Origin of the sequence: Pseudooceanicola lipolyticus, assembly GCF_002786325.1 — a bacterium.
In the GTDB taxonomy this organism is placed as follows: domain Bacteria; phylum Pseudomonadota; class Alphaproteobacteria; order Rhodobacterales; family Rhodobacteraceae; genus Pseudooceanicola_C; species Pseudooceanicola_C lipolyticus.
Window position 1 is genome coordinate 1 of sequence record NZ_PGTB01000131.1, and the last position, 11,294, is coordinate 11,294.

An 11,294-nucleotide genomic window follows, 5' to 3' on the forward strand; every position below is an offset into this window, starting at 1 on the left:
TCGCTGGGCGCGCTGGCCGGGGCGATTGCGGCCTTCCTGGCGGTGGTCGCATTGGCCCATGCGGTGCAAGGCGGTGCCGGCGGCGGGCGCGGCACCCAGGCCGCGGCGGCGATCATCCTGGCCGGCATCGCCGGAAGCCAGATGTTCAACGCCCTGACCGCCTTTACCATCGCCCGCTCGGCCAATGCCGAACAGGCGCGCGGCCTGATGTTCTGGCTGATGGGCAACCTGTCCGGCGTGCGCTGGGACGATGTCGCGCCCTGCGTCGCGGTCACGCTGATCGGCACCGCGCTGTGCCTGTGGCACCGGCGCGGGCTCGACGCCTTCACCTTTGGCGCCGACAGCGCCGCCGCGCTCGGGGTCGAGGTGCGCAAGCTGCGCGGCCTGCTGATCACCGTCACCGCGCTGATGGTCGGCGTCTTGGTGTCCAAGGTCGGCGCCATCGGCTTTGTCGGCCTGGTGGTGCCCCATGCGATGCGTTTCCTGGTCGGCACAAGGCACCAGCGGCTGGTGCCGGCATCGGCGCTGGCCGGGGCGGTGTTCCTTGTCGTGGCTGACGTGATCGCGCGGATCATCGTGCCGGGCCAGGTGTTGCCCATCGGCGTGATCACCGCGCTGGTCGGCGCTCCGGCCTTTGCGCTGATCCTGATCCGGGGGGCGCGCAGATGAGCCTGGAACTGGACAAGGTCACCGTCACGGTGCATCGGGCCACGCTGCTGCGCGAGGTGTCGCTGCAGGTTCAGCCGGGCGAATGCCTGGGCCTGATCGGCCCGAACGGGTCCGGCAAATCGACGCTGATGCGCTGCATGGCGGGCCTGCGCAAGCCGCGCTCCGGCGCCATCCGGCTCAGGGACCGGTCCTTGTTCGCGATGACGGCGCGGGCCCGCGCGCAGCAGATCGCGCTGGTCGAACAGCAGGCCGACACCACCGAGCGGCTGACCGTGCGCGAGGCGGTCGAGCTGGGCCGCACCCCGTTCCTGTCGCCGGTGCGCGGCTGGCGCGCCGAGGACGAGACACGGATCGAGGCGGCGCTGCAGGCGGTCGAAATGACGGCGCTGGCGGACCGGCTTTGGCACACGCTTTCGGGCGGCGAACAGCAGCGCGTGCATATCGCGCGCGCGCTGGCCCAGGCGCCCAAGCTGCTGCTGTTGGACGAACCCACCAACCACCTGGATATCCGGCACCAGCTGGCCTTGCTCAAGCTGATCCACGATTTGCCGATCACCCGCGTGATCGCCTTGCACGACCTGAACCAGGCGATGTCCTGCGACCGGCTGGCCCTGCTGGACGGCGGCCGGTTGAAAGCGATCGGGCGCCCCTGCGAGGTGCTGACCGAGGCAATCGTGCGCGACAGCTTCGGCGTTGCCGCCAGTCGCAGCATCGACCCGGCCGGAAAACACGTGCTTCATTTTTCGCACGCGGTTTGACGCGCTGCCAGTGGTCGCCTCGGTGGCGGCAAGCCGCCCCGAGTGAACGCGGCCGGGATCGCCTGGCCGTGCCCGAAACGACCAAGCCATGGCAAACTGCGCCGGAGATCGCGGTACCTCTGCGGAGATTCTTCGGAAATTCAGTCCGCGCGACTCGGCAAACCGGATATTCTTCGGGTCGTCGCGGGGCTTTCCCGCCGACATGCAGGAGGACCAACAATCATGCCCGACGCAGTCATAGAGGTGCGCAGGTTCGAGGCGCCCGATCAGCGCCTCGACATGAAGGAGCGCGGTGGCATCTCCATCGTTCAGATGGCCGACGGCACCAGTGGGATGCATGCCATTTTCGAAAAGGGCTGGCGATGGGAGGTGGACGAGAAACCCTTGCTCGGTTTCCCGGATGCCTGCCCGATGCGGCACACCGGCTATTGCCTCTCCGGCCAGCTGGTGGTGCGGATGCTGGATACCGGGCGCGAAACCCGGATCGGCCAGGGCGATTTCTTTGAAATCCCGCCAGGGCACGACGCCTATGTCGATGGTGAGGACCGGGTCGAACTGATCCTGTTCGCCCCGCCCGAACATCCGCACTGAGCGCAGGCACCGTCACGGCCCCGCGGCGCCGCCCGGCGTGGCAACCGTCCGGCAGGCGATGTTCAGTCGAACACCTTTTTCAGATCGGCCGGCATGGCGGTGCCGGTTCTGATGGCGATGTGATTGGCCACAAGCGCTGCCAGCACAACCGCATAGGGCAGGGCGGAGAGCACATAGGATGACAGTTCCACCCCCATGGCCGGTAACCGCAGCGCCGCGGTTTCGGCAAGCCCGAACAGCAGGCAGACCGGGATCACTAGGCGCGGGTTCCACCGCGCCACGATGACCAGGCCGACCGCGATCAGCCCGCGGCCCTTGGTGATCTCATTGGCCCAGGTCTGGGTATAGTCGACCGACAGAACCGCGCCGCCGAGGCCGGCGAGGCAGCCGCCGAGCAGTACGGCGCACAACCGCGCGCGGATCGGGGACATGCCGTTTTCGGCGGCAACCGCGGCCGACTCGCCGGCGACGCGCCAGGACAGGCCGCTGCGCGTCCGTTCCAGCCACCAGACGGCGGCAAGGACCAGAAGCAGCGCGATCGGGGTTGCGATGCTCAGCGAAGACAGGCCCGGTCCAAGGATCGGCAGCTCGGCCAGCCAGGTTCCCGCGACAGAGGGCAGCGGCTCGACTTGGCCGCCGACAAAGGCGCGGCCGATATAGGAGGTCAGCCCCAGCGCCAACATCCAGACCGCGATGCCCGACGCCAGCTGGTTCGCCTGCGCGCCCAGCACCAGCCCGGCATGCAGCGCGGCAAAACAGATGCCGGTTGCCGCGCCGGCGGCCATGCCGATCCAGGGATCGCCCGAGGCCATCGCCGCCCCGAACCCGGCACAGGCCCCGCCCAGCATCGCGCCTTCACAGCCGAGATTGATGATGCCGGTCCGCTGGCCCAGCGTTTCGCCCAGCGTCACCAGGATCAGCGGGGTGGCATTGGCCAGCGCGGCGCCGGCCCAGACGAAAAACAGGATCGCAAATTCGGTCATGTCGGGCGGCGCCTCAGCAGGCCCGGCACGGCCAGCACGGTCACGAACAGGAGTCCCTGAAGGATGGTCGCACTGGAGGCCGGGATTTTCGAGAAAAGTTGCAACGAGTCTCCGGCGGCCAGCAGCGCGCCGATCAGGATCGAGACGGGCAGGATCAGAAGGAACCGATGGCCGCACAGCCATGCGACGAGGAAGCCGGTCAGCCCATAGCCCAGCGACAGGCCGGGCTGCAGCCGGCCCTGCACCGCGATCGCCTCGCTGATGCCCGCAAGGCCCGCCGCCGCGCCACCCAGCGCCATCAGCAGGACCGCGTATCGGGGAAAGCTCAGCCCGAAGGTCTCGCCGACCTTGCGGTTCATCGCCAGCACCCGAACCCGTTCGGCGCGGATGCCCTTGGTAAAGGCCCAGGCGCAGAACCCGGCAAGGGCGAGGCCGAGCATCAGGCCCAGATGCAGCCGCGTGCCCGGCAGCACCGGCAGTTGCGCCGCCTCCGGAAACCGGGCCGTCGCCGGCCAGCCAAGGTTTTCCGGATCGCGCCATCGGCCGAAGACCAGCGCATTCACCATCAGCACGCCGATATAGTTCATCACCAGCGTGGTGATCGTCTCGTTCAACGCAAGGCGGCCGCGCAGCCATCCGGGCAGAGCCCCCCAGATGGCACCGCCGGCGGCGGCGGCAAGCAGGGTGGCGGGCACAAGGAGGATCGCAGGCGCGCCAGGCAGGGCCAGCACCAGCGCCGTGCCGAAAATTGCCCCCAGATGCAGTTGGCCCTCTGCCCCGACCGAGATCAGGCCGAGGCGGCCGGGGATCGCCGCCGCCAGCGCGCATAGCAGGATCGGGGCGGCCTTCAGCAAGGATTCCTCGCGGCTGAAGCCGTCACCGGTTGCAAACAGCACAAGGTCCGCCATGACGCGCAGCGGCGGTTGCCCGATGGCCACGAAGAACATGGCGGCGGCCAGCAGGAACGCGCAAGAGGTCACGAGAACCACCGCGGCAAGCGGCAAGGGGCGCCCAAATCTGGAAGCGATCATGAATGTCCTCCGGTCATCAGCGCCCCAAGCTCGGACCGGGTCAGGTCTGGCGTCACCGCACGTTCATCCACGATGCGGCCGGCACGGAGGACGGCAATCCGATGTGCCAATTCCAGAAGATCGTCCAGTTCCTCGGAAATCCACAGCACCGCCGAACCGGCGCGCGCGGCCTCGACCATGCGCCGATAGACAAAGGCGGTGGCCGCGATATCGAGCCCCATGGTTGGAAACGCCATCAGCAACGCGGCGCGCGGCGCGCCGGTCTCGCGTGCGATCACCAGTTTCTGAACATTGCCACCCGACAAGGTGCCGGCGGCGCGGCCGGGCTCGGGTGGGCGGACGTCATAGTCTTTCAGACATTGCACAACCTGATCTGTGGTCACATCGCGCGCGCGTTGCCGGCCGCCCGCGATGCTGCGAAGGGCCAGATTGGCGGCAAGGCTCAGGCCAGAGACGATGCCGTTCTCGCGCGGGTTCTCGGGCACATAGCCGATGCGCAGCGGTTGTCGCGGGTCGAGCGGGCGGCGGCTGATGACTTCACCATTCAGCAGCACCTCGCCCGCGACCAGGTCGCGAATGCCGGCCACCGCCTCGGCCAGCGCGCTTTGGCCATTGCCGGTCACACCGGCAATTCCCAGGATCTCGCCCCGTGCGATGGAAAGCGTGATGTTCTTGGCGTCCGAGGGGGACTCGCCCGTCGTCACCTCGCGCAGTACCAATTGCGGTCGCAATTTTTCGGGAAGGGGCGGTTTCTCGGGCAGGCGGCGCGGATCGCTGCGGGCGCTGGCGCTGTCTCCCATCATCATCGCGACGATATCGCCGCGCGACATTTCGGCGGCCCTGCCATGCCCGACAACCCGCCCTCGGCGCATGACCACGACCCGGTCGGCGCAGGCTTCGACATCGGCCAGCTTGTGGGTGATCAGCACCACCGCCACGCCGTCGTTGGACAGGGCCCGGATCAGACCATAGAGCCGTTCGGCCTCGGCTGGGGTAAGAACCGAGGTCGGCTCGTCCAGGATCACCAGCCGCGCGTCGAGGTTGAGCACCTTGGCCAGTTCGACCAGCTGCTGTTCGCCGGTCGACAGGGTGCCCAGCCGTGCATTGGCATCGATCCCGGGCGCCAGCTGTGCCAACCGGTTCAGCGCGCCGGCAACATGGCGCCCGCCTCGGCCAAGGTGCCAGGGGGTTCCCGGCCAGGCCATGGCAATGTTGTCGCGGACCGTCAGCGCGGGCAGCAGGGAAAAGGTCTGGAACACCATGCCGATCCCGGCGGCCATCGCATCGGCGGGGCGGGCAAAGGAAATCGGCTGGCCGGCAATCCGCATCTCGCCGCCGTCGGGCGGATGCACGCCGTAGAGCGTCTTCATCAGGGTCGATTTTCCGGCGCCATTCTCTCCAAGCAGGGCAACAACCTCGCCCGCGGCGACATCAAAGCTGATGTCGTCGCAGGCGGTGAGCGCGCCGAACCGTTTCAACACGCCGCTGAACGACACCAGCGGCGGGGTCTTGGCCTGATTGGCGGTGAAGCTATCGGATGGCGAATATTGCATCGACTTCGACCGCTGCGTTCTGAGGCAGGGTGGCCACGCCGACGGCGGTTCGGGCGTGCGGCCCGATCTCCGGCCCGAACACCTCGGCCATCAGGTCGGAGGCGCCGTTGATCACCTGGGGCACATAGGCGAATTCCGGGTCGGCATTTACGAAGCCGCCCAGCCGGAGGCAGGCCGCCACGCGGTCAAGCGAGCCGCCAAGCGCCAGGCGCAGCGCCGCGATCAGGTTCAGCCCGCAGATGCGCGCGGCCTTTTGCCCGGTTTCAAGGTCGTGGTCGCGGCCGACCTTTCCGGCATAAACCATGCGACCGTTCCATTCGCAGGTCTGCCCGGCAAGATAGACAAGATCGCCATGCCGCCGGAACGGCTGAAAATTGGCAATCGGCACCGGCACCTCGGGCAGGGTGATGCCAAGGTTGACCAGGCGGCGTTCAGGAGCCCTGTCCAGCAAGGTCATCGTGCCGCCGCCAATCCGTCCAGGATCGCTTGCGAGCGGGTCACGAAGCCGAACAACAGTTTGACGTTGTAGAGCACCGATTGCACGCAATACGCGGGCGAGGTGGTGGCGGTTGCGTCTTCGACCAGGATCGTGTCGTAGCCGAGGAACGAGGCGTCTTCGAGCGTGGTCATCACGCATTGGTCCATGTTCACGCCGCCGATCAGCAAGGTGGTCACGCCGAGATTGCGCAGAACCGCATCGGTTTCGCAGTCCCAGAAAGCGCTGAACCGGTGCTTGGTGATCTGGTAATCCCCGTCACCGGGATTGATCTCGTCCACCACCTCGGCGCCCCAGCTGCCCTTGGCGATGATCTCCGATTTGGTGCCGGGCACCGGCTGGCCGAGATCGGTTTCAAGACCGGTGGGGTTATGTGCATGTCGCAGCGACGGGTGGATGTTCAGCAGGTCCTTGCGCACGCCCCAATTGACCCAGACAACCGGCATGTCGTTGTCGTGGCAGGCCGCGATCAGTTGCTTGAGCGGCCCGATCGGGGCGCGGTTCGGCGTCACATCGATGCCGCGCGAATGCATCCAGCCGCCCTCGGTGCAGAAATCGTTCTGCATGTCGACGATCAGCAGCGCGGTCTTGGACGCGTCCACCGTGATGGTCTGTGGCTCGGCCTTCAGGGTCACGGGCCGCAGCGTTCGGGCCGGGCGGGTCATGTCGACGTGATCCGGCGTCACCTGCCAGGTGGTCGAGGGCGCCGCACCCATCGCATGGGGCGCGGCGGTCTTTGTCTTCGGGTCTGTCATCAGCTTGTCGACCCCGTGACGCCCTGGACCATGAAGCCCATGGACTCGATCGTTTCCATTTCCATGACCTCGCCCTCCGGCACGATGGTTTCCCCTGCCTGATTGACGATCGGGCCAGACCAGATGTCCAGCGCGCCGGAGAGGATTTTCTCTTTGGCGGCCAGCACCTCGTCGATGACCTCTTGCGGCACCTTGGGCCCGAAGGGATCCAGCACCGCGTGACCGCTTTGCAGGTCACCGCGCAGATGGCCGGGTGTCCAGGTGCCGTCGTGGATCGCCTGGACCTGTTCGGCCATCATCGGCCCCCAGTTCCAGGACACGCCGGTCAGCCAGACATCCCCGGCCCGGTCCGAGATATCGACATCCTTGCCGACAACCATCGTTCCGGTTTTCTGGGCGGTCTCGGCAATGGTGATCGGGCTGTCCACCTGTTCGGCGATGACATCGATGCCCTGGTCGGCAAAGGCGGTGACGGCATCGGCTTCTTTCTGCGGCTCCCACCAGCCGCCGGTCCAGACCACCGTCATGGTCACCTCCGGATTGACCGACTGGGCGCCAAGGGTGAAGGCGTTGATCGACCGGAACAGCTGCGGAATCTGGAAGGCGCCGATAAAGCCCAGCTTGTTGGTCTCGGTCATGCGTCCGGCGACCATGCCGGCAAGGTACATGCCATCGTCGCTGTCGGCCCAGTAGGTGCCGACATTCTCCGAGGTCTTGAGCCCGCCGGCATGCAGGAAGGTCACTTCGGGGTATTTCTGACCCAACTCGATCGCGTAGTCGAGATAACCATAGCTTGTGGCAAAGATGATGCCGGTATCGGCGCGGATCATCCGTTCCATCACACGGCTGACTTCGGCGGTCTCGGGAATGGCTTCGAAGACCTGGGTTTCAACCTCTGGAAATGCCTTTTCGACATCCAGCCGGCCCAGATCCATCGACATGTTATAGCCGTAGTCGGCGGCCGGCCCGACATAGATGAACCCGACCTTGTTCATGTCCGGTTCGGCATAGGCTGCGGTTCCCGCAACGAATGCAAGGGCGGTGAAGAGATGTGGTTTCATGTTAGGTTCCCGTGTCCCGATTTTAGTAACTCAATTATTACTAATTGAGGGGCCGTGGGCCGTTCGGGCAACAGAAACTTTGATTTTTCCGGTGGGGCGCCGGTTGGTGGAAAGAGGCCCTGGGTGCCTCTCAAGGCCATGAATTTTAGGGCAAAAAGTGATCATCTGATCGCGTGCCCGGGATCAATAAAATTCGAGGCCGTGTCTAAAATTTAGTCAAAAGGGGCTGAAAATGCCCGGGCCAATCGGCCTCAGGTAGCCTCCGGGCGCAGGAATGTCCGCAGCATCTCGCGCGACAGGCGGCGATGTTCGGCCCTCCAGGCCGAGTCGGTCAGGTCGCGATTCCAGATGGCCGAAAGGGTCGGGGCGTTTGAAAGGTGGAAATAGCTGAGCGCGACCATCATCACATACACGTGCAACGGATCGAGCCCCGGCCGCACGGATTCCTCCGCCTCGCCCCGGCGCAGCAGATCGCTGATCTGGCCGACAACCGGCGAGGCGACCTGCGGCGTGGCCTCGGACCGTTGCAGATAGGTGGCGCCCAACAGGTTTTCGGCGGACAGCAGGCGGACAAGATCGGGATGGCGTTCGAAATGTCCCGAGGTGAAGTCAAACATCGTCAGCAACCCTTCCAGTGGCGGGGTGACGCTGAGATCCAGCTTGAGCTCTTCCAGCCGCAGCCCGGTCAGGACATGGTCAAGCGCGGCGACATAGAGGCCCTCCTTATCGCCGAAATAGTGATAGATCATCCGGTTGCCGACATCGGCGTCGCGCGCGATCGCCTCGGTTCGGGCGCCGTTGAAGCCGCCCTTGGCAAAATGACCAATCGCGGACTGCAAGATGCGGTCCCGCGTTTCGGCGGTGTTCTTGGCCCGTGGTCCGGTCGGAGGTCCGATCTTTTTCTTTCTCGCCACGGCGGTCCCTGAAATGGCTGACGCGATGTCAGGAATAGTCACAATGCGCCGCGATGAGAACCCCGGCTGATCATCGCGCCTGGGACGGGCCCGGCGCTGTTTGGGTGGTGCGGCCGCCCCGGCCCGTCGCGGCCCACCGCCATTCGTGCTATGGCCTCGCCATGCGCTGCAAACCGGCGCGCGCAAACCGGAGCGAGTTTTCACCCCGATGGACAAGCTTTCCGTCATGCAGGCGTTTCAGCGCATCGTCGAGCGCGGCAGCTTTGCCCGCGCGGCAGAGGATCTGGGCGTCTCGCCGGCGCTTCTGAGCCGCGAGATCAAACTGCTTGAGGACAGCCTGGGCAGCCCGCTGCTGACCCGCACAACGCGCTCCATGTCGCTGACCGATGCGGGGCGTCTGTATTACGAGGAGGCCAGCGGCATCCTGAACGCGGTGACCCAGGTCGAAACCCGCATCCGCGATGGCGCGCGGGCGGTGCAGGGCCATCTGAAGGTGAATGCCTCCAGTTCCTTCGGCCAAACGGTTATCGCACCAATTCTGCCGGGCTTTCTCGATACCTACCCGGATCTGCGACTGACCCTGTCGATGGATGACCGGGTGGTCGACATGGTCGAGGGCGGGTTCGACCTTTCGATCCGGATTCGGCCGGCCATGCCGGATTCGGCGCTGCTGGCGCGCAAGATCGGTACCATTCGCCAGCGAATCTTTGCCGCGCCCGCCTATCTGGACCGGGCCGGCCTGCCGCAGGCGCCCGAGGACATTCCGCACCACCGGGTGATCGGCTTCCTGCTGGCCGAGCATCTGACCTCGTGGACGCTGACAGGGCCGTCCGGCACCCGCACGCTCAGCCTCGATCCGCCGGTGCGTGTCGGCAACAGCCTGGTGCTGCGCGACCTGCTGATCGCCGGCCACGGCATCGGCACCCTGCCGGATTTTGTTGCGAACCCGGCCGAGGCGCGCGGCGAACTTGTACGGGTCCTGCCCGAATGGGAACTGCCCGCGCCCGAGGTCTTTGCGGTGTCGGCGTCGCGCCTGGGCATGGATGCCAAGGTGACCGCCTTCCTCGATCACCTCCGCACCGCGCTGCGGCCCTGACATTCTTCAACCAGCGTAAAGAATGAAGTGAGCGCCGGCCGGTTTTTCCGGCCGTCCCGATCCCCGATCCTCTCAGGCACCGAAACCCCAAGCCGAAAGAGGACACGATGACTCGCGTACTTGTTCTTTACTATTCCAGCTATGGCCATGTCCGCGCGTTGGCGCAGGCCGAGGCCGATGGCGCCCGCAGCGTGCCGGGCGTCACCGCCGATCTGCGCCGCGTGCCCGAAACCGTGCCCGAGGCGGTTCGGCAGCAGGCTGGCTTTGTCGCCGACGACACCGCCGTTGCCGCGCCGGGCGACCTGGAAGCCTATGATGCGATCCTGCTGGGCACGCCGACGCGCTTTGGCATGATGGCCGGCCAGATGAAAAACTTCCTCGACCAGGCCGGCGGGCTGTGGGCGCGCAACGCGCTGGTCGGCAAGGTCGCGGCGGTGTTCACCTCCACCGGGTCGCAGCATGGCGGGCACGAGGCGACGCTGCTGTCGTCGCAGATCCCGCTGCAGCACTTTGGCATGCTGATCGTGGGCCTGCCCTATACCTTCGCCGGCCAGACCGTTGCCGATGGGATCATCGGCGGCGCGCCCTATGGTGCCGGCACCATTGCCGGTGCCGACGGGTCGCGAAGCCCCACCGCAACCGACCTTGCCGGCGCCCGCTTCCAGGGGGCGCATGTGGCCCGCATCGCCGCGCGGCTGGCCGGCATCGACCTGCGCGCCCAAGCCGCGTAGCGGCGCCCGCCGTGCCAGCCTCATCCGTCAGGAAGCCGCCATGACTTTTACGTTTCGTCACCGCAACCACCGGCATTGCCGCCTTTTGCACGGGCTGTCGCATGATCTGCCACCCCACCTGATGCGCGATCTCGGCCTGCCGCCCCGGCCCGAACCCCCACGTCTGCCATTCCCCCCGTTCTGGTAGCCCCAACCCGGAGACCTGCCCATGTCCCGCACAACCGACATCTTGCTCACGGCGCTTGCCCCCGCGGTCTGGGGCAGCACCTATCTTGTCACCACCGAGGCGCTGCCCGGCGGCTATCCCGTCACCCTTGCCGTGCTGCGCGCCCTGCCGGCGGGTCTGTTGCTGCTGATGGTGACCCGCTGTCTGCCGCCGCGCGCCTGGCTGGGGCGGGTTGCGCTTCTGGGCAGCCTCAATTTCGCGCTGTTCTGGGTGCTTCTGTTCGTGGCCGCCTACCGGCTGCCCGGCGGGGTCGCTGCGACGCTGGGGTCGTTTCAGGCGATGATGGTCATCATCCTGGCGCGTGGTTGGCTGGGAACGCCGGTCCGGGCAGGGGCGGTCGCGGCGGCGGCGATCGCGGTTCTGGGGGTCGGCCTGCTGGTGCTCGGCCCCGAGGCGGCGCTGGACCCTGTCGGCATCGCCGCCGGGCTGG

13 protein-coding genes are annotated in these 11,294 nt (G+C 66.5%); 6 read left to right on the forward strand and 7 right to left on the reverse strand.

Going from position 1 to position 11,294, the window contains the following annotated elements; translation table 11 throughout:
* From CVM52_RS19925 to CVM52_RS19935, 3 genes are all read left to right on the forward strand, one after another.
* The coding region (locus CVM52_RS19925; RefSeq protein ID WP_133119908.1) for a FecCD family ABC transporter permease at nt 1-669 on the forward strand (669 nt) is incomplete at its 5' end.
* Nucleotides 666-1,427, forward strand: coding sequence for an ABC transporter ATP-binding protein (locus CVM52_RS19930; RefSeq protein WP_100164178.1), 762 nt, complete (start codon nt 666-668; stop codon nt 1,425-1,427). The genes CVM52_RS19925 and CVM52_RS19930, both read left to right, overlap by 4 nt.
* 222 nt (nt 1,428-1,649) lie before the next feature.
* Nucleotides 1,650-2,018: a cupin domain-containing protein gene (locus CVM52_RS19935; RefSeq protein WP_100164179.1), complete on the forward strand. Its 369-nt coding sequence runs from the start codon at nt 1,650-1,652 to the stop codon at nt 2,016-2,018.
* 62 nt (nt 2,019-2,080) lie between these two features.
* Here CVM52_RS19935 and CVM52_RS19940 read toward each other — a convergent pair whose 3' ends face one another.
* From CVM52_RS19940 to CVM52_RS19970, 7 genes are all read right to left on the reverse strand, one after another.
* Nucleotides 2,081-3,001 (reverse strand): ABC transporter permease, encoded by a 921-nt coding sequence (locus tag CVM52_RS19940; RefSeq protein WP_100164180.1) that lies wholly within the window; start codon nt 2,999-3,001, stop codon nt 2,081-2,083.
* Nucleotides 2,998-4,032 (reverse strand): ABC transporter permease, encoded by a 1,035-nt coding sequence (locus CVM52_RS19945; RefSeq protein ID WP_100164181.1) that lies wholly within the window; start codon nt 4,030-4,032, stop codon nt 2,998-3,000. Before CVM52_RS19945 ends, CVM52_RS19940 begins: the two co-directional genes overlap by 4 nt.
* Nucleotides 4,029-5,585 (reverse strand): ABC transporter ATP-binding protein, encoded by a 1,557-nt coding sequence (locus CVM52_RS19950; protein WP_100164182.1) that lies wholly within the window; start codon nt 5,583-5,585, stop codon nt 4,029-4,031. The genes CVM52_RS19945 and CVM52_RS19950 overlap by 4 nt, the downstream gene beginning before the upstream one ends.
* Entirely contained in the window at nt 5,563-6,042 is a 480-nt protein-coding gene (locus CVM52_RS19955) for a RidA family protein (RefSeq protein WP_100164183.1), read from the reverse strand. The genes CVM52_RS19950 and CVM52_RS19955 overlap by 23 nt, the downstream gene beginning before the upstream one ends.
* Nucleotides 6,039-6,836, reverse strand: a complete 798-nt coding sequence (locus tag CVM52_RS19960; protein WP_205964995.1) for a cysteine hydrolase family protein — start codon at nt 6,834-6,836, stop codon at nt 6,039-6,041. Before CVM52_RS19960 ends, CVM52_RS19955 begins: the two co-directional genes overlap by 4 nt.
* On the reverse strand, nt 6,836-7,897 hold the full coding sequence (locus CVM52_RS19965; protein WP_100164184.1) for a BMP family ABC transporter substrate-binding protein: 1,062 nt from the start codon (nt 7,895-7,897) through the stop codon (nt 6,836-6,838). The genes CVM52_RS19960 and CVM52_RS19965 overlap by 1 nt, the downstream gene beginning before the upstream one ends.
* A gap of 251 nt (nt 7,898-8,148) precedes the next feature.
* Nucleotides 8,149-8,736, reverse strand: a complete 588-nt coding sequence (locus CVM52_RS19970; RefSeq protein WP_172721050.1) for a TetR/AcrR family transcriptional regulator — start codon at nt 8,734-8,736, stop codon at nt 8,149-8,151.
* Between the two features lie 283 nt (nt 8,737-9,019).
* On the opposite strand from CVM52_RS19970, the gene CVM52_RS19975 reads away from it, so the two are divergent.
* From CVM52_RS19975 to CVM52_RS19985, 3 genes are all read left to right on the forward strand, one after another.
* Nucleotides 9,020-9,907 (forward strand): LysR family transcriptional regulator, encoded by an 888-nt coding sequence (locus CVM52_RS19975; RefSeq protein WP_100164188.1) that lies wholly within the window; start codon nt 9,020-9,022, stop codon nt 9,905-9,907.
* 107 nt (nt 9,908-10,014) lie between these two features.
* Nucleotides 10,015-10,638, forward strand: a complete 624-nt coding sequence (gene wrbA, locus CVM52_RS19980; protein ID WP_100164186.1) for an NAD(P)H:quinone oxidoreductase — start codon at nt 10,015-10,017, stop codon at nt 10,636-10,638.
* Between the two features lie 208 nt (nt 10,639-10,846).
* Nucleotides 10,847-11,294, forward strand: a 448-nt coding sequence (locus CVM52_RS19985; protein WP_172721051.1) for a DMT family transporter, incomplete at its 3' end; no start/stop codon positions are given.